Origin of the sequence: Subtercola endophyticus (assembly GCF_021044565.1) — a bacterium.
GTDB lineage: Bacteria > Actinomycetota > Actinomycetes > Actinomycetales > Microbacteriaceae > Subtercola > Subtercola endophyticus.
Genome location: NZ_CP087997.1, coordinates 1,047,252 through 1,068,986 on the forward strand (window position 1 = coordinate 1,047,252; position 21,735 = coordinate 1,068,986).

General features: G+C 66.5%; 20 protein-coding genes and 1 pseudogene. 16 read left to right on the forward strand and 5 right to left on the reverse strand.

Annotated features, from left to right (window positions below):
- Nucleotides 1-3: 3 nt before the first annotated feature.
- A complete protein-coding gene (locus tag LQ955_RS05040; protein WP_231027109.1) occupies nt 4-1,242 on the reverse strand; it encodes a sensor domain-containing phosphodiesterase in 1,239 nt (412 codons plus the stop codon).
- 169 nt (nt 1,243-1,411) lie between these two features.
- On the opposite strand from LQ955_RS05040, the gene rpsO reads away from it, so the two are divergent.
- The 9 genes from rpsO (at nt 1,412) to LQ955_RS05085 (ending at nt 9,891) form a co-directional block, all read left to right on the forward strand.
- The gene (rpsO, locus tag LQ955_RS05045) at nt 1,412-1,681 is read left to right on the forward strand and encodes a 30S ribosomal protein S15 (protein WP_104243121.1); all 270 of its coding nucleotides are present in this window, start codon (nt 1,412-1,414) and stop codon (nt 1,679-1,681) included.
- An 88-nt stretch (nt 1,682-1,769) separates the two neighbouring features.
- Nucleotides 1,770-2,381 (forward strand): hypothetical protein, encoded by a 612-nt coding sequence (locus LQ955_RS05050; RefSeq protein WP_231027110.1) that lies wholly within the window; start codon nt 1,770-1,772, stop codon nt 2,379-2,381.
- A gap of 145 nt (nt 2,382-2,526) precedes the next feature.
- On the forward strand, nt 2,527-4,839 hold the full coding sequence (locus LQ955_RS05055) for a polyribonucleotide nucleotidyltransferase (protein ID WP_231027111.1): 2,313 nt from the start codon (nt 2,527-2,529) through the stop codon (nt 4,837-4,839).
- 161 nt (nt 4,840-5,000) lie between these two features.
- Nucleotides 5,001-5,993 (forward strand): NADP-dependent oxidoreductase, encoded by a 993-nt coding sequence (locus tag LQ955_RS05060; RefSeq protein WP_231027112.1) that lies wholly within the window; start codon nt 5,001-5,003, stop codon nt 5,991-5,993.
- A gap of 49 nt (nt 5,994-6,042) precedes the next feature.
- Nucleotides 6,043-7,434 carry a M16 family metallopeptidase gene (locus LQ955_RS05065; RefSeq protein ID WP_231027113.1) on the forward strand — a complete coding sequence of 464 codons (1,392 nt, stop codon included), beginning with the start codon at nt 6,043-6,045 and terminating at the stop codon, nt 7,432-7,434.
- A 2-nt stretch (nt 7,435-7,436) separates the two neighbouring features.
- Entirely contained in the window at nt 7,437-8,039 is a 603-nt protein-coding gene (locus LQ955_RS05070) for a histidine phosphatase family protein (RefSeq protein WP_231028051.1), read from the forward strand.
- Nucleotides 8,040-8,047: 8 nt separating this feature from the next.
- Nucleotides 8,048-8,521, forward strand: coding sequence for a GNAT family N-acetyltransferase (locus tag LQ955_RS05075; protein WP_231027114.1), 474 nt, complete (start codon nt 8,048-8,050; stop codon nt 8,519-8,521).
- A 49-nt stretch (nt 8,522-8,570) separates the two neighbouring features.
- Nucleotides 8,571-9,410 carry a 4-hydroxy-tetrahydrodipicolinate reductase gene (gene dapB / locus LQ955_RS05080; RefSeq protein ID WP_313788385.1) on the forward strand — a complete coding sequence of 280 codons (840 nt, stop codon included), beginning with the start codon at nt 8,571-8,573 and terminating at the stop codon, nt 9,408-9,410.
- Nucleotides 9,411-9,438: 28 nt separating this feature from the next.
- Nucleotides 9,439-9,891: a tetratricopeptide repeat protein gene (locus LQ955_RS05085; RefSeq protein WP_231027115.1), complete on the forward strand. Its 453-nt coding sequence runs from the start codon at nt 9,439-9,441 to the stop codon at nt 9,889-9,891.
- Nucleotides 9,892-9,957: 66 nt separating this feature from the next.
- On the opposite strand, the gene LQ955_RS05090 is transcribed toward LQ955_RS05085, so the two are convergent.
- The 3 genes from LQ955_RS05090 to LQ955_RS05100 all read right to left on the reverse strand — a co-directional run bounded on the left by LQ955_RS05090 (nt 9,958) and on the right by LQ955_RS05100 (nt 12,002).
- Nucleotides 9,958-10,890 (reverse strand): TIGR01777 family oxidoreductase, encoded by a 933-nt coding sequence (locus LQ955_RS05090; protein WP_231027116.1) that lies wholly within the window; start codon nt 10,888-10,890, stop codon nt 9,958-9,960.
- Nucleotides 10,891-10,974: 84 nt separating this feature from the next.
- Nucleotides 10,975-11,520 carry a DUF4395 domain-containing protein gene (locus tag LQ955_RS05095; RefSeq protein WP_231027117.1) on the reverse strand — a complete coding sequence of 182 codons (546 nt, stop codon included), beginning with the start codon at nt 11,518-11,520 and terminating at the stop codon, nt 10,975-10,977.
- Complete coding sequence (locus LQ955_RS05100; protein WP_231027118.1) at nt 11,517-12,002, reverse strand: TlpA family protein disulfide reductase; 486 nt, start codon at nt 12,000-12,002, stop codon at nt 11,517-11,519. Before LQ955_RS05100 ends, LQ955_RS05095 begins: the two co-directional genes overlap by 4 nt.
- Before the next feature lie 107 nt (nt 12,003-12,109).
- Here LQ955_RS05100 and LQ955_RS05105 point away from each other — a divergent pair, with 107 nt between their 5' ends.
- The 5 genes and pseudogenes from LQ955_RS05105 (at nt 12,110) to LQ955_RS05125 (ending at nt 20,096) form a co-directional block, all read left to right on the forward strand.
- Complete coding sequence (locus tag LQ955_RS05105) at nt 12,110-13,426, forward strand: alpha/beta hydrolase (protein ID WP_231027119.1); 1,317 nt, start codon at nt 12,110-12,112, stop codon at nt 13,424-13,426.
- Complete coding sequence (locus tag LQ955_RS05110) at nt 13,423-16,155, forward strand: bifunctional lysylphosphatidylglycerol flippase/synthetase MprF (protein ID WP_231027120.1); 2,733 nt, start codon at nt 13,423-13,425, stop codon at nt 16,153-16,155. Before LQ955_RS05105 ends, LQ955_RS05110 begins: the two co-directional genes overlap by 4 nt.
- Before the next feature lie 157 nt (nt 16,156-16,312).
- Entirely contained in the window at nt 16,313-18,052 is a 1,740-nt protein-coding gene (leuA, locus tag LQ955_RS05115) for a 2-isopropylmalate synthase (protein ID WP_390623471.1), read from the forward strand.
- Nucleotides 18,053-18,315: 263 nt separating this feature from the next.
- A pseudogene (gene recO, locus LQ955_RS05120) lies at nt 18,316-19,038 on the forward strand (DNA repair protein RecO); the annotation flags it as partial.
- 254 nt (nt 19,039-19,292) lie between these two features.
- Nucleotides 19,293-20,096 (forward strand): isoprenyl transferase, encoded by an 804-nt coding sequence (locus LQ955_RS05125; protein ID WP_231027122.1) that lies wholly within the window; start codon nt 19,293-19,295, stop codon nt 20,094-20,096.
- A gap of 146 nt (nt 20,097-20,242) precedes the next feature.
- On the opposite strand, the gene LQ955_RS05130 is transcribed toward LQ955_RS05125, so the two are convergent.
- The gene (locus tag LQ955_RS05130; protein WP_231027123.1) at nt 20,243-20,728 is read right to left on the reverse strand and encodes an aminoacyl-tRNA deacylase; all 486 of its coding nucleotides are present in this window, start codon (nt 20,726-20,728) and stop codon (nt 20,243-20,245) included.
- A gap of 90 nt (nt 20,729-20,818) precedes the next feature.
- On the opposite strand from LQ955_RS05130, the gene LQ955_RS05135 reads away from it, so the two are divergent.
- The gene (locus LQ955_RS05135) at nt 20,819-21,508 is read left to right on the forward strand and encodes a DsbA family oxidoreductase (RefSeq protein WP_231027124.1); all 690 of its coding nucleotides are present in this window, start codon (nt 20,819-20,821) and stop codon (nt 21,506-21,508) included.
- Between the two features lie 17 nt (nt 21,509-21,525).
- The gene (locus LQ955_RS05140) at nt 21,526-21,675 is read left to right on the forward strand and encodes a hypothetical protein (RefSeq protein WP_231027125.1); all 150 of its coding nucleotides are present in this window, start codon (nt 21,526-21,528) and stop codon (nt 21,673-21,675) included.
- Nucleotides 21,676-21,735: the final 60 nt, after the last annotated feature.

Genomic DNA, 21,735 nt, shown 5'->3' on the forward strand with positions numbered 1-21,735 from the left:
GGCCTAGAGCCGCTCCATCAGCGAGCGTGCGGCCGCGATGGTGATCGCCCGATCGTGAGTGAGCACGAATTCGAACTGCGCCTTCTTGTCGTCTCCGGCCGATTGCGGCAGCTCGCGAGCGGCGAGCAGGGCGGCGAAGTCGGGCGTCAAGACCGCGACGCTCCACTCGTTCTGCAGGGCATCCTCGTCGCCGATCGATGACATGTGCAGTCGACCCATCGACGCGTCGGGTTCGAGTCCGGTGCCGAGCACGGCGGCCAGAGCGACGGTTTCGCTGAGCTCGCGATACCGCGCGGCCACCTCGCCCGAGAAGTTCGCGGCGCGCTGAAAGGTCGACAACACGACGGCGGTGTCGCCGGCAGCCAGGGCGCGTGCCTCGAGATGTGTGCTGATCTCGGCCAGCAGATCACGGCTGTAGGCGCGGGCGACCCGCTTGCTGGCCGCGATGGTGAACGGCGTCGAGCCGGCCGGCTCGGTGAGCGTCTCGACCGGAGAAGGCAGCCCGGTGATGGTCGGCAGGGGGGTGGGCAGGTCGTCGGGCTTGCCGAACAGCCAGCCCTGACCGAGGGTCGCCCCCATGGCACGGGCGTTGTCGAGATGACGTTCGGTCTCGATGCCTTCGGCCACGATGATGGCGCCGGTCGACTCCGAATGGGCGGTGATGGCGTTCATGATCTTCGCTATGTGCTGATTGGGCATGTCTCGAACGAGGCCCAGGTCGAGCTTGATCACCTCGGGGCGAATGAGCGCCAGCAGCGCGATCGATGCGGAGTCGGCGCCGACGTCGTCGAGCGCCACGCTCCAGCCGAGGTCACGAACGTGGTCGATCGAGCGCAGCAGTTGTGCGGGGTCGCCCGTGATCTCGCGCTCGGTGATCTCGAGCACCATGGCGGGCGTGGTGGGCCGAACGTCGGTTGCGAGAAGCGCAAGGGCCTCGGGTTCCGAGTTCACGAACAGCCCCCGGGGAGTATCGAGCCCAGCGGCGAAGGCCGTGCGAAACGCCTCGACCCGGCAGGCCGAGTCGAGTTCGGCGAGTCGGCCCTCGGTGCGCGCGGCGGCGAACAGGGCATCCGGATGCTCGAGGGCCGAGCCGAACGGCCCGCGAGTGAGGGCTTCATACGCCACGACGGCGCGGCTCTCGAGCTCGACGATAGGCTGGAACACCGTGCGCAGGCGTGCCTCGCGCAGAATCTCAGCGAGCTCGTCGCCGAGATTCTCGCCGGTCGGGCTAACGTCTGCCATAGATCAAGCCCTCACGTATCGATTACGGTCATTGTATGGCCACAAGCCGCTTTCGCTCGAGAGTGAACAAATCTGCTAAACTCTCAAGGTTGCCGTCTAACGGCCGCGGATCAAGAGAGCCCACACATCAGGTGTCGGGCACCGCGCAACGAGAGAAAAGGGGTCATCTATGCCATTAACGCCAGATGCCAAGAAAGCCATCATCGACGAGTACGCCACCCACCCAGGTGACACCGGTTCTCCCGAGGTTCAGGTCGCCATGCTGACGACCCGCATCCTCGATCTCACGGAGCACCTTAAGTTTCACAAGCACGACCACCACTCACGTCGTGGCCTGTTGCTGCTGGTCGGGCAGCGTCGCCGACTTCTCGGTTACCTCCAGAGCGTCGACATCGAGCGTTACCGCTCGCTGATCGCTCGCCTCGGACTGCGTCGATAACCGGCCTCGCCGATACCTTTCGAGCTGGCAAAGGGCCGTCTTCCTGCGGGAGGGCGGCCCTTTTTCGAACACGTCGAACACGTCGAACATGAACACTAAACGCGTAAAGCTGCCGCTCTGGCGCTGGGATCCTTTTCTGCTCGGCGTGCTGATCGTGGCCTCACTGATCGGCACCGTCTTCGAGCGCCTCGCCGTGCCTGTACTCACGCCGATCGGCCTCACGGTGGTGCTGACCATCGGCGCCGCCGCGGCCGTGCTCATCGTTCTGCCGCTGTTCGTGCGGTCGTTGCGCCGAGATGGCGAAGGCACCCTCGAGCTCGGGCCCGGCATTTCGCTCGAGGAGGTCGCGGCCAGCGACTCGGATACCGTGCTGCCCGTGGTCGACGGCAAACGTATGCAGGGCAGCATCGAAGCTGCCGTCGCACACGGCGACGCGCCGTTCACCGCCGTTCTCGTGCCGCGCGCCACGGCCTGGCTCGGGCGCGACTACCGTGTCGCCGTCGACCTTCTGGTGGGCGGCAAGCTCTACCGTGCGGGTTACCTGCCGCGCGAGATCGACCAGCGCGTGGATGCTCGGCTCACCCCGCTCGCCCGCAGCGCGCAGTACGTGATGGTGCCCGCGAGCATCCTGAACCCCAAGAAGCCATTCACTGTTCGTGTGGCCGTCGGCACGTCGCTAGGCGCATCTGACCCTCGCTGATAGACTGAGGGGGTTACACATGGAGCGGCTGCGGCACTTTCTCAAAATATGCCCCTGCTCCCAGGAGGATCGTGTTCCACACGGGAACGCGACGTTCTTCGCGCCGGTATGGTGCGGAACAACACAATAAGGAGAAAACCCCCATATGGAGGGTCCAGAAATCAAATTCGCCGAAGCCGTTCTTGATAACGGTTCGTTCGGCACTCGCACGATCCGGTTCGAAACCGGTCGTCTCGCGCAGCAGGCACAGGGTGCCGTCGCCGCGTACCTCGATGAAGAAACCATGCTGCTGAGCGCAACCAGCGTCTCGAAGCACCCGAAAGACAACTTCGACTTCTTTCCGCTCACTATCGACGTCGAAGAGCGTTCGTATGCAGCCGGCAAGATTCCCGGCTCGTTCTTCCGCCGCGAAGGCCGCCCCTCCACCGAGGCCATCCTCGTCTGCCGCCTGATCGACCGGCCGCTGCGGCCGTCGTTCGTCACCGGCCTCCGCAACGAGGTTCAGGTCGTCATCACCGTGCTGTCGATCGCCCCGGGCGAGTTCTACGATGCACTGGCGATCAACGCGGCATCCGCCTCGAGCCAGATCTCGGGCGTTCCGTTCTCGGGCCCCATCGGTGCCGTGCGCCTCGCGCTCATCGGCAAGCAGTGGGTGGCGTTCCCCACGTTCGACCAGCTCAAAGAGGCTGTCTTCGACATCGTGGTCGCCGGTCGTGTTGTGACCGACAAGAACGGTAACGAAGACGTCGCCATCATGATGGTCGAGGCCGAGGCCACCGAGCACAGCTGGAACCTCATTCAGGCCGGCGCCACCAAGCCCGACGAGGCCGTCGTCAGCCAGGGACTCGAGGCGTCGAAGCCCTTTATCAAGCAGCTCGTGGGTGCGCAGGTCGTTCTGGCCCAGCAGTCGGCGAAAGAGATCGCGCACTACCCGGTGTTCTTGCCGTACTCGAAAGAGACCTACGACAACGTCGCCGGCCTCACCTACGACAAGCTCGTCGACGTGTACCAGATCGCCGACAAGATCGAGCGTCAGAACGCCGACGACGCGGTGAAAGACGAAGCGAAGATCGCGCTCACCGAGAAGGTGGAGGCGGGCGTTCTGCCGGCCAGCGTTCTCACCGAGTTCAGCGCTGCGTACAAGTCGGTCACCAAGGTGGTCGTTCGCGGCCGTATTCTGCGTGACGGCATCCGCATCGACGGCCGTGGCCTCAGCGACATCCGTCCGCTGGATGCCGAGGTCGAGGTCATTCCTCGCGTGCACGGTTCGGCCATCTTCCAGCGCGGCGAGACCCAGATTCTGGGCGTCACCACGCTGAACATGCTGAAGATGGAGCAGCAGATCGATTCGCTCAGCCCCATCACCAAGAAGCGCTACATGCACCACTACAACTTCCCGCCCTACTCGACCGGTGAGACCGGCCGCGTCGGTACCCCGAAGCGTCGCGAGATCGGGCACGGCTTCCTCGCCGAGCGCGCCCTCGTGCCGGTACTGCCGTCGCGTGAAGAGTTCCCCTACGCCATCCGCCAGGTGAGCGAGGCCCTCGGGTCGAACGGCTCCACCTCCATGGGCTCGGTCTGTGCATCCACCCTCTCGCTGCTGAACGCCGGTGTGCCGCTGCGCGCGCCCGTTGCCGGCATCGCGATGGGCCTCGTCTCCGACACCGTCGACGGCGAGACGCGCTACGCGGCTCTCACCGACATTCTCGGTGCAGAAGACGCACTCGGCGACATGGACTTCAAGGTCGCCGGTACGAGTGAGTTCATCACGGCCATCCAGCTCGACACCAAGCTCGACGGTATTCCCACGTCGGTGCTCGATGGCGCACTGGGCCAGGCCAAGGCTGCCCGCACCGCGATTCTCGAGGTGCTGAACGCCGCGATCGACACCCCCGACGAGATGGCCCCGACCGCGCCCCGCGTGATCTCGGTTCAGATTCCCGTCGACAAGATCGGTGAGCTGATCGGCCCGAAGGGCAAGACGATCAACCAGATCCAAGACGACACCGGCGCCGACATCTCGATCGAAGAAGACGGAACCGTCTACATCGGTGCGGTCGACGGCCCGTCGGCCGAGGCGGCTCGCATGGCGGTCAACGCCATCGCGAACCCGCTGAACCCCGAGGTCGGCGAGCGCTTCTTGGGTACGGTCGTCAAGATCGCCACCTTCGGCGCGTTCGTGTCGCTCATGCCCGGCAAAGACGGCCTGCTGCACATCAGCGAGGTTCGTAAGCTCGCCGGTGGCAAGCGTGTTGAGAACGTCGAAGACGTGCTCGGCGTCGGCCAGAAGATCCAGGTCGAGATCACCAAGATCGACGACCGCGGAAAGCTGTCGCTCGCCCCGGTGATCGACGAGGCCGCCCTCGAGGCGAACACCGTTGCAGAGCCCGCCGACACCGACGGATCCAGCGCCCACAGCGCCGGCCCCGTCGAGCCGGCCGAAGGCGCTGTCGTCTGAGTCAGCTAACAACCCGTCAGGTTCGTTCCTGACTGGCGCCACCATCGGATGCCCGTCACCCTCTCGTTCGCGAGAAGTGGTGGCGGGCATCCGTCGTCTGCACACCCTGACCTCGAACGCAAGGCCTGAGAGATCTGGGGGTGCGGGCAGATGATGAGGCCATGACCCGCATTCCGAACAGTACGCAGACCGTTCAATTCAGTGAGTTCGGGGGTGTCGACGTGCTTCAGCTCGTCGAAATCGAGATGCCGCACCCCGGGCCGGGCGAAGTGCTCATCGAGGTGCTCGTGGCCGGAATCAACCACATCGAGGCCTACATTCGCCAGGGGCTGTTCGCCGACGACATACCCACGTCGGCGAACCAGACCCAGGGCAGCGACTTCGCCGGCATCGTGATCGAGGTCGGGGAGGGGGTCACCCGTTTCAAGCGCAATGCCGAGGTGCTCGGTCACGCGCGATTGTCGTCACAGGCCTACCACGTGGTGGTTTCGGCCGACAATCTGGTTGCGAAACCCCGGCAGCTGTCGTGGGAGGTGGCCGGCTCGCTGTTTCTGGCCGGTCTCGCGGCCCACGACCTGGTCGAGGCGGCGCAGATCACGCCCGGCGATACGATCGTGGTCTCGGCCGCGGCCGGGGGAGTCGGCAGCATCGAGATACAGCTGGCGAAGCTGCGCGGCGCGACCGTCATCGGTACCTGCGGTGAGCGCAATTTCGACTATTTGAGGCAGCTCGGTGTGAAGCCGGTGGTCTACGGCGACGGGCTCGCCGAGCGCATCGAGCAGCTGGCGCCGGGCGGAGTGGCGGCGTACCTCGACAACTTCGGCCAGAATGGCGCCGATATCGCGGCCGAGCTCGGCGTCGAGTCGGAGCGGTACGCCTCGAGCGACGAGCGCAAGCGCATCGAGCTGGCGGCGATCGATCCCGACGCCCACGAGGCGGCGCGGAACACCCTCGTGCTGGCCCGACTGGCCGAGCTCGCCGCGACGCAGAAGATCTCTGTGCTGATCTCGGGTTACTACCCGTTCGGGCTCGTGCACGAGGCTTTCGAAGACCTCGAGACGCGGCACGCGCGGGGCAAGATCGTGCTCGGAATGAAGCCGGCGCACAGCTACGGCGTCGTCAAGGCGCGCTCCTACGCCGACGCCGCGGAGTAATCAGTTACACAGGGTTCGTTCACCGCACAGTCGGTTAGGGTGAAGGGTGATGAACGGTGCTGTTGCTCTTCCCCTCGACCTGCCCGAACTCTCGTTTACCGCATCGGGTGATGCGCTGGTGCGGCGTTCGGTTCTTCCCAGTGGTATCCGAATTCTGAGCGAGCGGGTGCCCGGCTCCCGCAGTTCGACGGTCGGCTTCTGGGTGGCGGTCGGTTCGCGTGACGAGCTCAGTGCGCTCGGCACGACCCCGTCGCGCTACGGTTCCACGCACTTTCTCGAGCATCTGCTGTTCAAGGGCACGCCGAGCCGCACCGCGCTCGACATCGCCGTCTCGTTCGACCAGGTCGGCGGTGAGCACAACGCTCTCACCGGCAAGGAATACACCTGCTACTACGCGAAGGTGCAAGACCGCGACCTGCCGATGGCTGTGTCGGTGCTCGCCGATATGTTCACTTCTTCTGTGCTCGACGCGGCCGAATTCGAGAACGAGCGCGGGGTCATTCTCGAAGAGCTCGCGATGGCCGACGACGACCCCAACGATGTAGTGGGCGAGAGGCTGTTCGAGGCCGTGCTGGGCGATCATCCGCTCGGCCGCCCTGTGGGCGGCAGCGCCGACACGATCAAAGCCGTGACGCGTGACGCCGTGTGGCAGCACTACGGCGCCAACTATCGCCCGCAAGACCTCGTGGTGACCGTGGCCGGTGCCGTCGACCACGACGAGCTGGTGGCGCAGGTCACGGCTGCGGTGGCGAGTGCCGGCTGGGATCTGACCGCGCTCTCCCGCCCCGTCGAACGGCGCACGGCAGCGCTGGCCGAGGTGAGACGCGGCGAGGCGTTGTCGCTGACCCGGCGCCCGAACGAGCAAGCCGTCGTCATGCTGGGCTACCCCGGCTTCGCCGCGGCGGATGATCGGCGATCGGCTCTCGGAGTGCTCAACTCGGTGCTGGGCGGCGGCATGTCATCGCGCCTGTTCCAAGAGGTGCGCGAGAAGCGCGGGCTGGCGTACTCCGTGTACTCGTTCGCCTCGGGCTACTCGGATGCGGGGGTGTTCGGCATGTACGCCGGCTGCTCACCGAAGAACGCCGGCACCGTGGCTGAGCTGCTGCTGGGCGAGTTCGGCCGGCTCGCCGCCGACGGAATCACCGACGGCGAATTGGCTCGCGCCCGCGGGCAGCTCTCGGGTTCCGCAGCCCTCGCGCTCGAAGACTCCGACACGCGCATGTCGCGGCTGGGCCGCTCCGAGCTCACGACGGGGGAGTTCACCGACCTCGACGAGGCCCTGCGCCGGCTCGACGAGGTCACCCCGGCCGACGTACGCGCTCTTGCCGCCGAACTCGCCGGGCGCGCCCTCTCGGTGGCAGCCGTCGGCGCCCTCGACGCCGAGGTATTCGCCGGGCTCGTCGAGACCGATGAACCCGAACCGCTGAAGGCAGTGTCATGACCATGGGCCACGTTCTCTACCTGGTGCGCCACGGCGAACAGGTCGACGCCGAGTACGGCGTGAGCGACGGTCCGTTGTCGCCGCGCGGTGAACGGCAGTCACGGCTGATCGCCGACCGGCTCGGCGGAGTGCCGTTCAACAACGTCTGGCATTCGCCGCTGCAGCGCGCCGCCGAGACCGCCGCGATCATGGCCAAACAGCTGCCGGCGCTCGACCCCAAGCCGACACCGCTGCTGTTCGACTGTGTGCCCACCGAGTACTCGCCCGAGATGCCGCACGCCTTCGAGCCGTTCTTCAATGCGGTCACTGAAGAAGAAGTCGATGCAGGGCGCGCCCAGATGTCCGACGCCGTGGCCGAGTTTCTCACCCCGTCACGCGAAACCACGCACGACCTGCTCATCACGCACAACTTTGTCATCGGCTGGTTCGTTCGTGAGGCGCTCAGCGCACCCGGCTGGCGCTGGGTGGGCATCAACCAGGCCAATTGCGGGCTCACGATCATCCGGTACCGAAGCGGGCGCGTGCCCGAACTGGTGACGCACAACGATCTGGGGCACCTGCCTGTCGAACTGCGCACCGGTCTCGCCGACGCGCAGCCGTACTGAGGCGCACGGTGAGACTGCGCGAGACAGCGGTGACGTCGCCTGACGCTGTGCGGCTGCTGACCGAGTACTTCGAGAGCCGTGAGCTAGGGTTTCCGACGAATCAAGGCGCCTACAAGGTGACGTTTCCGCCGCCGGAGCATTTTGTGCCCCCGGCCGGAGTGTTCGTCGTGATCGATTCTGACGAGGGCGTGCCGGTCGGCTGCGGCGGTATTCGGCGCATCGCGGCGAGCGAGCTCGGGCTCGTGCGCTACGAGGTGAAGCACGTCTGGGTGGAGCCCGAATACCGGGGGCACGGCTGGGCGGCAGCGCTGATGGCCGACCTCGAAGCACGAGCCAGCGCCTTCGGGGCCGACGAAGTGGTGCTCGACACGAATGCGAGCCTCGAGGCAGCCGCGCGTCTCTACGCGCGATCGGGGTACCGCCCGATCGAGCCTTACAACGACAACCCGAACGCGACGAACTGGTACGCGAAAACGCTCTGAGGTCGCACGTGGGGCAGGCGATCAGCTGGCTCTTGATAGATTGGCAGGCATGAGTACGAAGGTCGCCATTGTTGGGGCATCAGGCAAGATGGGCCGGCTGGTGAGCGGCATCGTCGCCGAGCACCCCGAGTTCGAGGTGTACGCCGAACTCGGTTCGGGCAGTGAACTCTTCGAGATGAACGGCGCCGATCTGGTGGTCGACGTCACCGTTCCCGGGGCGAGCCAGAGCGTGGTCGACTATGCCGTGTCGCAGGGTATCAACGTGCTCGTCGGCACCTCAGGATGGTCGGGCGACCGCATTCTGCGCCTCGAACACTCGCTCGCCGCCCACCCCGACACCGGCGTTGTCATCGTGCCCAACTTCTCGCTCGGCTCTGTGCTGGCGACCGCGTTCGCCACCATGGCCGCGCAGTTCTACAACTCGATCGAGATCGTAGAGGCGCACGGCGCCACCAAGCTCGACTCGCCCTCGGGCACCGCGGTGCGCACGGCAGAGCTGATTTCGAAGGCTCGCGCCGGGGTCGGTCCGGTGTCTGCCCCGCACACCGATCAGCGGGCGCGGGGGCAGCAGGTGGCGAGCGTGCCGATCCACAGCCTTCGGCTGCAGGGCGTGGTGGCGAAGCAAGACGTCATCTTCGGGGGCACGGGAGAGGTGCTCACCCTGAGCCACGAGACCATTTCGTCGAGCTCGTACAACACGGGCATCCTGCTCGGCCTGAAGGCCGCACGCACGACCCGCGGCGTCATCGTGGGGCTCGACAAGCTTCTCGACCTCGACCGTCTGCTCGCGGCCGGCGCCTCGCAGGCTGCGCCCGCCGAGCGCGGTGCCGACTGGGTCGCAGAGCCTGAGAAGGTGTCGGGGCAGGCCGCCCAGGCGACCATCGCATGACCGGCTCTGTCGTGAGCGGGAGTCTGCGGTGAAGGGGCGCATCGCCGCGCTGGTGATGGCGGCCATTCTGGTGCTCTACTTCATCGTGGTGCTGCAGCATGCGCTGCTGTTCATCGGCACCGGTGTTCCGGCCGGAATAGGCATCGGTCTGGCGCTCATCATCATGCCCATCATCGGCGCCTGGGCGCTGTACCGAGAGCTGATGTTCGGCTTTCGCACCCAGAAGCTCGTCGGAATCCTGCGCGACAACGATGAACTGCCGGTGGATGATCTGCCCAAACGCCCGAGCGGGCGCCCCTACCGCGACGCGGCCGACGCCGACTTCGACACGTATCGCGACGAGGTCGAGCAGAGCCCCGAGAGTTGGAAGGCCTGGTTTCGGCTGGGACTCGCCTACGACGCCTCGGGCGACCGCAAACGCGCCCGTAAGGCGCTGCGCCAGGCGATCACTTTCTACCAGGCGCAGCCGCAACCGGCCTGACGGGCCGGCCAAAGGCGAAAGCCTGACGGGCCCCGCCTCACGTGCGAGTCCGACCTGCCACGCCGGTCAGGCCGCGGCGAGTGCGCCTTCGAGCGTCTCGTCGAGCGCGGTGTCGCGAAAGCCGAATCCGTCGGCCACCAAAAGCTGCGACGACTCGTTCTGATCGGCGAGGATGAGCTCACGCCCCGCGTCGGCGAGGGCGCCCTTGATGGCCCACGAGGGCGCGGGCAGCCAATACGGCCGGTGCTCGACGCGCGCGATGGTCTTCATCACGTCGCCGGCCGTTGCGGGGTTCGGTGCGGCCAGGTTGACCGGCCCGGCCAGGTCGGAGTCGACGATGAGATGCCGAATCGCCGCGGCCTCGTCGTAGAGGCTGATCCACGGCCAGTGCTGGGTGCCAGAGCCGAGCGGGCCGGCCCCGCCGACCTTCGTGATCAGCTTGAGCGTATTCACCAGCCCGCCATTGCCCAGCACAACACCGGTGCGCGGGTTCACCACGCGGGTCGCGCCGGAAGCCTGCCGCGACGCCTTCTCCCACGCATCGACGACTTTGGGCAGAAACCCCTCGCCGATCGGACTCTGTTCGGTGAGAACTTCGCCCGGGCGATCGCCGTAGTAGCCGACCGCCGACCCGCTGACAAAAACGGCCGGCGGGTTGTTCGCCTTCGAGATCGCCGTGGCGAGCGTGGTCGTCGCGTTGACCCTGGATTCGAGAATGGTGCGCTTGTAGGCCAGAGTCCACGGCAGGCGCGAGATCGAAGCGCCCGAGAGGTTGACGACGGCGTCGGCGCGCTCGACGGTCTCGGGGTTCAGCCAGCCGGCATCCGGATCCCACATACGCTCATCGGGGTTGTGCGTGGCGTGTCGCACGAGAACGACGACACGATGGCCGTGATCGCGCAGCTGCTGAGTGAGTTCGGTTCCGATGAATCCGGAGCCCCCGGCGATGAGAATCGTGAGAGCGCCCGGCGTACCGGAGGTAGCGCCGGGGTCACTCATGACGGCACCCGATTTCGACGTCTTGCGCTGTCATGACCTGACCTCCGGCCTCGTGGTTCGGTGAGCCCAGACTAGCGCCACTGGTTATACGGCGGCACTCCCTTGACGAACGACGCCGGCGCGGGTCAACAGCAGATACAGCTGGCAGCCGAGGCAATACCCGAACACCGAGTTCAAGAAGGCGGCGACGAACGCGGCGGCCGCGCAGATGACGAGAGCATACGGAACGCCGAGAAGCGCGAGCACAACTCCGATGACTGTCACGAACAGACCGACGCCCTGAGCGAAGGTCGGCGGCTTCGGGTCTTCGAGCTCGGCCGGCGGCCCGAGCCTCGGGCGGATGACCTTCTTGAAGAAGAGGCCGTACGGGTGCCGGGCGACGCCGGCGAACGAACCCCACGCGAAAATCGCGGCAATGACGGCCAGCAGGATGAACGCCGGGTCGGCCGCACGTTCGCCCACCGTTGCTGCGGGAGTCGCCGCCGTCGGAATGCCGAGCAGCAGAACGACGATGAGCAGCACCGCGGTGATGCCGGCGCCGAATCGCGGACCACGCGGATCGATGCCCGGTGCTGCCGGGGTTGTGCGGGCGGGTTGTGCGATCTCGGGGTTCGTGTTTTTTGAGCTCATGTGTTTTCTCCCACACTGAGTTCGCCCACAAGGGCGAGTTGGCGTTCGACGACATCACGGCGCGTGGCGCCGCCGATGCGGGCGACCAGGGCGCCCCGGCCGTCGAGGATGAACGTGGTCGGCGTCTGCAAGATGCGGTACCGGTTGGCGAGGTCGCCTCGGTGCGTGAGGTCGACGTCGACGTGTGTCACTCCGTCTGTTCGCGCGGCGATCTCGCCGAGCATCCGCCTCGTGGCCGGGCAGGTCGAGCAGAACTCGGTCGAGAACTGCAGGAGCGTGGCTGTGCTGCCGAACGACGCGAGGGAATCGGCGGTCGTCACGTCGAGCGGCTGGATGATCGTGGCGCTCGGCTGCGCAGGCGTGCCGTTCTGGCCGGCCACCGAGACCTGCTTCGCTGTACCCTGCCGTCGCTTCCAGAGCAGACCGACCAGCGTCGTCGCGACGATGAGCGCTAACACCAGATAGACAGCATTCAATGACATGGTGATCGAAACGGTACGCTGCTGTGCGCAGCAGTGGCGGAATGTGACACGACATGACGCACGACGCCGTGCCTGTGGGGGCTGCTCTGTTCGAATGAGGTAAGTGCATGGGTTCGCTCGGAACCGTCAGCATCGTCGACGGGGGCCTGGTCGTGGCGCTCTACGTCGTCGCCGCCGCGCTTCTGCTGGTGCAGCTGGTGTTTCGGCCGGGGGCCGGCTGGAAGCGCCGCCGCTGGCTCGTGACCTGCCTCATCGCGCTGGTGGTCGGGGCAGGGCTGGGACTCGGGGCGACCTGGGTGACCACCGAATGGTTCGATCTCTTCGGCGTGGGCCTGTCGCTTGCCGCCTACCTCTGGATCGCCGCCGGATTCGCCGCCATCGCGGTGTGCGTCTGCTCGTTCTTCGGCTCGCGCTGGCCGCGTACGGTGCTCTCGGCCGTTTCGATCGTGGTGTTCGTCGCGACGACGGCCATGAGCATCAACATCGATATCGGAACCTATCCGACCGTGAACTCGGTGCTGGGCATCAGCCCGTTCGCCGAGCGGGCACTGCCGCCACTGGCCAGTCCGAGCGCTACCAACACCACGGCGACTCTCGGCAGCAGTTGGGTGGCGCCCGCAGATCAGCCCGCAGTCGGCACGGTGAGCGAGGTCGAGATACCCTCGACCGTGAGCGGATTCGTAGCGCGCGACGCCGAGGTGTATCTGCCGCCGGCGGCCCTGACCGAGCATCCACCCGCCCTGCCGGTGGTCATCACCCTCTCGGGGCAGCCCGGGCAGCCGTCGGATCCGCTCGTCTCCGGTCACCTCGAAGCGTCGCTCGATGCCTACGCGGCGGCGCACCACGGGCTGGCGCCGATCGTCGTGTCGCCCGACCAGATCGGCGACCCCGCGAACAACCCGATGTGCGTCGACGGCGCCCTCGGCAACTCGGCGACGTATCTGACCGTCGATGTGGTCTCGTGGATCAAGGCGCACCTGCCCGTGGCCGCGGCGCCGGGCGGATGGGGTATAGCCGGCTTCTCGCAAGGCGGCACCTGTTCGATTCAGCTCGGTGCGGCGCATCCTGAACTGTTCGGTTCGATTCTCGACGTATCGGGCGAGCTGGTGCCGAGTAACGGAGACGAAGCTACGACGATTGCCGGCGGCTTCGCCGGCAATGCGGCGGCCTACGAAGCCGCTAAGCCCGTGAATATTCTGAAAAAACACTCACCTTTTACCAGCACGTTCGCAGTATTCTCGGTCGGTGAGACCGACGATGTTTTTCGGCCCTACGCCGAGCAGATTTCGGCTGCGGCGAAAGCGGCGGGCATGACCGTGACCTACTTCGTGGCGCCGGGCAGCGGCCACGACTATACGACCGCCTCGTATGCGTTCCAGCGGGGGTTCTCGTTGCTCGCCGACCACTTCGGGCTGGCCTCGTGAGTAGAGACGTCAACACCGCGCCGGCTGTGCGTGTTCAGCCGGCCGCGGGCCAGCCAGACCGGGCGGGCCGCCCACGCAGCTCAGGCCGGCCACGCCGGGCGCTGCGCGCGGTCGGGCGCTGGGCCGCGTCTATTCCGTTCACGCTCGTCATCGCCGGCATCGCCGTCGTCATCGGCGTGCTGCAGCTCGTTTTTCGCGCGCCGGTCTACCGCCTCTTCGACACCCTTCTCTCGCTGAGCTTCGACTCGGTGGTGACCCAGCACCACGTGTTCGCGTCGATCACGTCGGTGCTGTTCGCCGCTCGTGCTCTGCACATCGTGATCGTGGTGCCGCTCATCCTGATTCTGCTGGGTGCCGCAGAACGACTGATGGGCACCTGGCGGGCGATCGTCTCGTACGTCGTCGTGGCCGTGCTCGGCGTGACGCTCGGGCTCGTGGTGCAGGGCATCGGCCTGTGGCTCGGGCTGCAGGCGGCGGTGCAGAGCCGGGCGAACCCGACAGTAGACCCGATCATCCCGATCGTGGGAACCCTCATGGCGGCCAGCGCCTTCGCGGGGCCGCTGCTTCGCCGGCGCATTCGCATTCTCGGGCTCACCGTTCTGCTGATGTTCGTGCTCTATTCGGGCATGCCTGTCGACATCTACCGCACGTTCGCCGGGCTGGTGGGTCTGATTCTGGGCATTGTGCTGTGGAAGCTGCGCCGTGAAACTCGGCAGGCGCGAGCATCGAACAAAGCGCGAGCGGCGGTGCCGGCCTTGCGCCGCAGCACGCATCGCGAACAGCGTTCCCTGCTCGCGGCCCTGGTCGCCATCACCGCTGTCGGACCCCTGATCACCATCGTCGCGCCGAACGGATTCGGGCCGCTGCAGCCACTGGGACTGGTTTTTCGCGACACGCTCTCCAACCCGGCGGCGATCGCGGCGCAGTGCTCGACGGTCGGCTACAGCGACGTGTGCTCCGAGGCGTACGCCACCGCCCGCCTCGACGGGCTCGGGCCGATTCTCGTCACCGTATTGCCGCTCGTCGTGCTGCTGATCGCCGCGCTGGGAATTCTGCGCGGGCGTCGCGTCGCTCTGTGGCTCGCCGTCGCTGTCAACGTTTTTCTGTCGGTTCTCGGCATCGTCTACTACGGCGTCTTTCCGGCCATCGGCTCCAATACCTTCTTCGACACCACGAACGGCTCCTTCAACCAGAACAGCGTCTCTGTGGTGTTCTCGGTGCTGCTTCCGCTCTTCATCGCGGGCTTGCTGGTGTTCAGTCGGCGCATCTTTCCCGCCGATTCGCAGTTCGGGGCGACGCCGCGGTTCTTCATCATCATCTTCAGCGCGCTGATCGTCATTTCGGCGGTCTATCTCGCGGTGGCCTACACGCTGCGCGACCAGTTCACCCCGCCGGTGAGCCTCGGCGATCTGCTCAACGATCTGCCCGAGCGATTCATGCCGGTCGGGTTTCTGTCGTTGGAACGGGTCGATGTCTTTCCGTCGGGCGACGCGGCGCGGTTCGTCTACGAGTGGGTGGGGCCGCTGTTCTGGTTCGTCGTGGCCGTCACCGCCGTGATGTCGGTGTCACGCCATCGGCTGGGTCAGCTGGCAGGCGATGAGGCGCGCATCCGGTCGCTGCTGCACGCCGGCGGCCGCGGATCGCTGTCGTGGATTGCGACCTGGAGCGGCAACCACTACTGGTTCGCTCCCGATCGTGATGCGGCCATCGTGTACCGGGTGGTGAACGGCATCGCGATCGCGACGGGGGAGCCGCTCGGGGTCGGAGGTTCGGGCGATGCGGGCGGCGGTTCTGGTGCGGGCGGCGACACGAGTGGTGACGGTGCGGGCGGGGCGGCGGATGTCCGGGCCTCCGTCATCGCCCAGTTCGCTGCCTTCTGCACCAACCACGGCTGGACGCCGGTGTTCTACGCCGTCTCAGCCGACCTCGCCCCGACCTTCGCGGGCCTGCACTGGTCGATGATGCAGATCGCCGAAGAGGCGCGCATTCCTCTGGCGTCGTTCTCCCTCGAGGGCAAGAAGAAGCAAGACGTGCGCACGGCCATCAACAAGGCGAAGAAGGTCGGCCTTCGCGCCGAGTGGACCTCGTACCAGCGTCTGCCGAGTGCCGTGGTGAACCAGGTGCGCGAGATCTCCGAGCTCTGGGTGGCCGACAAGAACCTGCCCGAAATGGGCTTCACGCTCGGCGGTATCGACGAGCTGATCGACCCGGAGGTGCGCCTGATGCTCGCGCTCGACGCCGACGATCGGCTGCTGGGGGTGACGAGCTGGCTGCCGACCTACCGCGACGACGAGGTGGTGGGCTACACGCTCGACTTCATGCGGCGCCGGCCCGACACTGCGAACGGGGTCATGGAGTTCATCATCGCCACGAGCATCCTGCAGTCGAAAGATGCCGGGCTCGAGTTCGTGAGTCTGTCGGCCGCGCCGCTGGCCCACACGTCGAGTGTGTCGTCGCCCGCTGCGTCGCATGCTGCGGAAGGGGAGGTCGTCGGAGCGGGCGCGCGGGCGGCTCTGCTCGATGTGCTCGGGCGCGCGCTCGAGCCGGTGTACGGGTTTCAGTCGTTGCTCGCGTTCAAGCAGAAGTTCCGGCCCGAGAACGTGCCGCTGTATCTGGCGTACGCCGATCCGCTCACCCTTCCGGCCGTCGGGGTGGGGCTTGCGCGGGCCTATGTTCCGACACTTTCGGCACGCCACGCCATCACGCTGCTGGCAACGCGCGGTTCGTGATACTCTCGAAGGGTGTTTTTCGGTCTGCTCCTTCTTAGCTGCCGCGACGAGCTTTCATAAAGCCTTCCTCGTCGCGGAGTTCGTCATTGGCTGAAACCATTGAAACGAAACCAGACTTGAGGAAGATCTCGTGAAGAACAACCAAATCGCCACCGCCATGCCGGTGCACAAGTACCGCCCCTACCGCGAAACCCTGGGCGTCGACCTGCCCGACCGCACCTGGCCGTCGAAGACCATCACCCAGGCGCCGCGCTGGTGCGCAGTCGACCTGCGCGACGGCAACCAGGCGCTCATCGACCCGATGAACCCCGAGCGCAAGCGCATCATGTTCGACCTGCTAGTGCGCATGGGGTACAAAGAGATCGAGGTCGGCTTTCCGAGCGCGAGCCAGACCGACTTCGACTTCGTGCGCAGCCTCATCGAAGAGAACGCGATTCCTGACGACGTCACCATCCAGGTTCTGACGCAGGCGCGCGAACACCTCATCGCTCGCACGTACGAGTCGCTGGTCGGCGCGAAGCAGGCCATCGTTCACCTCTACAACTCCACGAGCATCCTGCAGCGTGATGTGGTGTTCAGAAGCGACAAGCAGGGCATCGTCGACCTGGCGCTCGAAGGCGCGCGGCTGTGCCGCGAGTACGAGAAGACCATTCCCGAGACCACCGTGTACTACGAGTACAGCCCCGAGAGCTACACCGGCACCGAGCTGGAGTTCGCGCTCGAGATCTCGAACCAGGTCATCGAGGTGTTCGAGCCGACGGCCGAGCGCAAGGTCATCGTGAACCTGCCGTCGACTGTCGAGATGGCGACGCCGAACGTCTACGCCGACTCCATCGAGTGGATGTCGCGGCGCCTCGCCCACCGGTCGAATGTGATCTTGTCGCTGCACCCGCACAACGACCGCGGCACTGCCGTCGCTGCCGCCGAACTGGGCTACCTGGCCGGAGCAGACCGCATCGAAGGCTGCCTGTTCGGCAACGGTGAGCGCACGGGCAACGTCGACCTGGTGGCGCTGGGCATCAACATGTTCACGCAGGGCATAGACCCGCAGATCGACTTCTCAGACCTCGACGGAATCCGCCGCACGGCCGAATACGTCAACCAGCTGAAGGTGCACGAGCGCAGCCCCTGGGCCGGCGACCTGGTGTACACCGCCTTCAGCGGGTCGCACCAAGACGCCATCAAGAAGGGCTTCGAGGCCATGGAGGCCGACGCCGCTTCGCAGGGCGTGCACGTCGACTCGCTGGTGTGGGCCGTGCCCTACCTGCCGGTCGACCCGAAAGACCTGGGCCGCTCGTACGAGGCGGTCATCCGCGTCAACTCGCAGTCGGGCAAGGGCGGCGTCGCTTACCTGCTGAAGAACGACCACGCACTCGACCTGCCGCGCCGGCTGCAGATCGAGTTCAGCGGTGTTGTGCAGGCCAAAACCGACGCCGAGGGCGGCGAGGTGACGAGCGACCAGATCTGGGACATCTTCCAAGACGAGTACCTGCCGGCGCCCGCGTCGCGTGCCGAAGACAAGTGGGGCCGGTTCGAGTTGACCCGCACCTCGACGTCGAGCAACCTCACGGGGGCCACCTCGCTGGCCGTCGACCTGCGGGTCGGTTCGGAATCGCGTTCCATCGTCGGCGACGGCAACGGGCCGATCGCGGCGTTCCTCGACGTGCTGGCGCAAGAGGGCGTCGAGGTGAAGGTGTTCGACTACGTCGAGCACGCCCTGAGCGCCGGGGGTGACGCTCTGGCCGCCGCCTACGTCGAGTGCCAGGTCGAGGGCGTCACCTACTGGGGCGTCGGCATCGACGCCGACATCTCCACGGCGTCGCTGAAGGCCGTCGTCAGCGCCGTCAACCGCGCCATCCGCGTCGCCGGCCACGACCGCGAGCTCACCTCGGTCTGACGCCGTGTCGCGGTCCGGCTCGGTGTCGCGCCCGGGCGCGGGCGCCCTCCGCCACCGTTCCTCTGCCTTCCGCTCCTCTGCCGTCCGCCCAGTTTGCGCAGAAGCACCTCAACGCCTCGATTTGGGTGCTTCTGCGCAAAACGGATCAGCTCGGGGGATGGGAGGGGACGGGACGGAGAGGAGCGGGGGGAACGGTGAGCGTCGGCGCGCGGGGCGGGGCGGGCATCCGGCGCAGCGTCGGGGGAGGCAGCGATAATGGAGGGGTGCCCCTATACCGTGATGACGTCGTCGTGCTGCGCACCCACAAGCTGGGCGAAGCCGACCGCATCGTGACGATGCTGTCGCGGCAGCACGGCAAGATCCGTGCGGTGGCGAAGGGTGTCAGGCGCACCGCCTCGAAGTTCGGCGCACGCCTCGAGCCCTTCATGGTGGCCGACGTGCAGTTCTACGAGGGGCGCAACCTCGACACCATCACGCAGGCCGAGACCATCGCCTCGTACGGCGCCGAGATCTCGGCCGACTACGCGAGCTACACCGCGGCCAGCGCCATGGTCGAGACGGCCGACAAGCTGACAGAGGCGGATGCGACACAGCAGCAGTACCTGCTGCTGGTCGGCGCGTTGCGCTCACTCGCGCGCAACGAGCACGGCTCGAGCCTGACCCTTGATTCGTACCTGCTACGCGCGCTCTCGATGGCCGGCTGGGCACCGAGCTTCTTCGACTGCGCAGTGTCAGGCGTCGCCGGACCGCACTCGGCGTTCGTGGTGCAACTCGGCGGCGTGGTGAGCGACGAATACGCCCCGCCCGGCACACCCCGGCTCGACGCGGCGACGCTCGGGTTGCTCGGCGCACTGCTCTCCGGCGACTGGGCCGCAGCGGATGCCTCGGGCGAGCGTGTGCGGTCGCAGGCCAGCGGCATCGTGGCGGCCTACACGCAGTGGCATCTCGAGCGCGGCCTGCGTTCGCTGCAGCACGTGGATCGCACCACGCAGAACTTCGCCCCGCGGCAGCGCGTGCGTCCGGTCGACACAGTGCCCTCACTCCCCGCTGCGCTTGACGCGACCCCGGCGTTCGCAGCCGCCACCGCCGCGCCGACCCGCACCGCCGCACTGACCGCCGCTGCCGGGGCGACCTCAGCCACCCCGCCGTTGCCAGCCGCCACCGCACCCATCTCCGCCACCCCGCCGTTCACCGCCGCACCGACCGCCACCGCACCGCCCGCAACCGAAAGCACCACCGCATGAGCCGAGTAGGCAAGACCCACCCCGCCGCCGTCGACTTCAAGTCGCTCGATTACACGGGTGTCTACCCGCCCGACATTCCGCGCGCCGAGGTTCCGGCGCACGTTGCTGTCGTGATGGACGGAAACGGACGCTGGGCCAATGCCCGCGGCCTCACTCGCGTCGAGGGACACAAGGCCGGCGAGGCGGCACTGCTCGACGTGGTCGCCGGCGCCATCCAGATCGGCGTGAAGCACCTCAGCGTCTACGCCTTCTCCACCGAGAACTGGAAGCGTTCGCCCGACGAGGTGCGCTTTCTCATGGGCTTCAACCGCGAGGTACTGCACCGGCGCCGCGACCAGCTGAACGAGTGGGGGGTGCGCGTGCGTTGGGCCGGGCGCAGGCCCCGGTTGTGGGCATCCGTCATCAACGAACTGCAGTACGCCGAGCGCCTCACCGCCGCCAACTCGAAACTCACCCTCACCATGTGCGTCAACTACGGCGGCCGCAACGAGCTGACGGATGCCGTGCAGCGCATCGCCGCCGAAGTCGCCGCCGGGCGGCTCAAGCCGTCCGGGGTGAGCGAGAAGCTCATCCAGAAGCACCTCTACGTGCCCGACCTGCCCGATGTGGATCTCTTCGTGCGCAGCTCCGGCGAACAACGCACCAGCAACTTCATGCTCTGGCAGTCGGCCTACGCCGAGATGGTGTTTCTCGACCGGCTCTGGCCCGACTTCACCCGTACCGACCTCTGGGAGGCCATCGAGTACTACACCGGCCGCACCCGCCGCTTCGGGGGCGCCGTCGACGCCCCGAAGGTCTGACGGTCTGACGGTCTGACGGTCTGACGGTCTGACCATACGCTGCCGGCTCTCGCGCGTCGTTTTCTGCCGTTTTGGCCCGGCAATAGCGGCCGAAAACGACGCGCGAGAAAGACAGAAGGCCGGGCGCCACGACGACGCGCCGAAGATCAGCTGCGGGGCTTGAGGGGGTCGGTGATGTCGGCGACGGTGGCTCCGAGCGAGGCGAGTAGAGCATCCGCGTCGACGAGCAGACTGTGGCCGTGCTCACCGGCGCCCAGCGCGACACGTTTGCCGACCATCCGTTCGTCGGCGAAGACGGGCAGCGCGTTGGTGCTGCCGAGCGGAGTGATCGTGCCGCGTTCGTACCCGGTCGCCTCGAAGGCGAGCTCGGCGGCGGGCAGCGAGAGCTTGTTCACTTTGAGCAGCGTGCGCAGCTTCGACCAGCTGATCTGCCGGTCGCCGGGAGTGAGCGCGAACAGGTAGTCGCCGTCGTGCCGCTTGACGACGAGCGACTTGATCACGTCAGAGGGCTCGAGCCCGAGCAGCGCCGCGGCCGACTCGAGGCTGTCGGCGGCCGGCCGCTCGACGATCTCGATGGTGAGGCCTCGTTCCCGGGCATCCTGTTCGACTCGTTGCGTACCGGTAAGCGTCATAGTTCTATCTAACCGGATGCCCGGGGCCGAGCATTCCCGGCCTCTCAGTTGTTCGGGAATAGCTCCGGCGGCCGTGTCGTTGTGCTGGATATGACGCAAGCAATCAAAGTCGACGTGTGGTCTGACGTCGCCTGCCCGTGGTGCTACATCGGCAAGCGCAAGTTCGAGAACGGGGTGACCGAATACAACCTCAGCGCCGCGGGCGAGGCCGCCCCCGTGGAGGTCGTTTACCACAGCTTCGAGCTCTCGCCCGATACTCCGGTGGACTTCGATGGCAGCGAAATCGACTTTCTCGCCAAGCACAAGGGGTTCGCACCGGAGCAGACCATCGCGATGCTCGACCGCGTGACCGGCATCGCCGAAACAGTCGGCTTGCACTACGACTTCGACGCGCTGAAGCACACGAACACCATCAAGGCGCACGAGGTGATTCACTACGCGAAGGCGCACGGTGTGCAACTCGAGATGAAGGAGCGCTTGCTCAAGGCCTACTTCGAAGAGGGCCGACACGTCGGCCGCGACGAAGACCTCGTCGACCTGGCTGCAGAGATCGGACTCGACCGTGACGACGTGCTGCGAAGCCTGCGCGAGCACGAGTTTCTGGCGGACGTGAAGGCCGATCAGGCTCAGGCCATCGAATACGGCATTCAGGGTGTGCCGTTCTTCGTGTTCGATCAGAAATATGGCGTCTCGGGCGCGCAAGACGCCTCGACGTTCGCTCAGGTGCTGACGCAGATCACGCAGGAGCGCGCGGCCGAGCCCGAGGAGGCGACGGTCTGATGGTAGACGCGGTTGACGTGACGAAAGTTACTGTGACGAAGATCGGGCAGTCGTCTCCGGTGTTCACGATGATCGGAGCAGTCGACACGCCCGACGGTGCCGTGTGTGGCATCGACGGCGTGTGTGTCGTGCCCGGGGAATCATCCACAGACGCTCGCGCTGAATAGTTCTGCACAACCGGCCGCCGTCTCAGGGCGGCCGCCGGGATTGTCTGGGAGAATAGAACA

What these genes read in the sequence shown, in the direction of transcription:
- LQ955_RS05040 (WP_231027109.1), bottom strand. Translation starts at nt 1,242, where the DNA reads ATGGCAGACGTTAGCCCGACCGGCGAGAATCTCGGCGACGAGCTCGCT.
- rpsO (WP_104243121.1), top strand. Translation starts at nt 1,412, where the DNA reads ATGCCATTAACGCCAGATGCCAAGAAAGCCATCATCGACGAGTACGCC.
- LQ955_RS05050 (WP_231027110.1), top strand. Translation starts at nt 1,770, where the DNA reads ATGAACACTAAACGCGTAAAGCTGCCGCTCTGGCGCTGGGATCCTTTT.
- LQ955_RS05055 (WP_231027111.1), top strand. Translation starts at nt 2,527, where the DNA reads ATGGAGGGTCCAGAAATCAAATTCGCCGAAGCCGTTCTTGATAACGGT.
- LQ955_RS05060 (WP_231027112.1), top strand. Translation starts at nt 5,001, where the DNA reads ATGACCCGCATTCCGAACAGTACGCAGACCGTTCAATTCAGTGAGTTC.
- LQ955_RS05065 (WP_231027113.1), top strand. Translation starts at nt 6,043, where the DNA reads ATGAACGGTGCTGTTGCTCTTCCCCTCGACCTGCCCGAACTCTCGTTT.
- LQ955_RS05070 (WP_231028051.1), top strand. Translation starts at nt 7,437, where the DNA reads ATGGGCCACGTTCTCTACCTGGTGCGCCACGGCGAACAGGTCGACGCC.
- dapB (WP_313788385.1), top strand. Translation starts at nt 8,571, where the DNA reads ATGAGTACGAAGGTCGCCATTGTTGGGGCATCAGGCAAGATGGGCCGG.
- LQ955_RS05090 (WP_231027116.1), bottom strand. Translation starts at nt 10,890, where the DNA reads ATGAGTGACCCCGGCGCTACCTCCGGTACGCCGGGCGCTCTCACGATT.
- LQ955_RS05095 (WP_231027117.1), bottom strand. Translation starts at nt 11,520, where the DNA reads ATGAGCTCAAAAAACACGAACCCCGAGATCGCACAACCCGCCCGCACA.
- LQ955_RS05100 (WP_231027118.1), bottom strand. Translation starts at nt 12,002, where the DNA reads ATGTCATTGAATGCTGTCTATCTGGTGTTAGCGCTCATCGTCGCGACG.
- LQ955_RS05105 (WP_231027119.1), top strand. Translation starts at nt 12,110, where the DNA reads ATGGGTTCGCTCGGAACCGTCAGCATCGTCGACGGGGGCCTGGTCGTG.
- leuA (WP_390623471.1), top strand. Translation starts at nt 16,313, where the DNA reads ATGCCGGTGCACAAGTACCGCCCCTACCGCGAAACCCTGGGCGTCGAC.
- LQ955_RS05125 (WP_231027122.1), top strand. Translation starts at nt 19,293, where the DNA reads ATGAGCCGAGTAGGCAAGACCCACCCCGCCGCCGTCGACTTCAAGTCG.
- LQ955_RS05130 (WP_231027123.1), bottom strand. Translation starts at nt 20,728, where the DNA reads ATGACGCTTACCGGTACGCAACGAGTCGAACAGGATGCCCGGGAACGA.
- LQ955_RS05135 (WP_231027124.1), top strand. Translation starts at nt 20,819, where the DNA reads ATGACGCAAGCAATCAAAGTCGACGTGTGGTCTGACGTCGCCTGCCCG.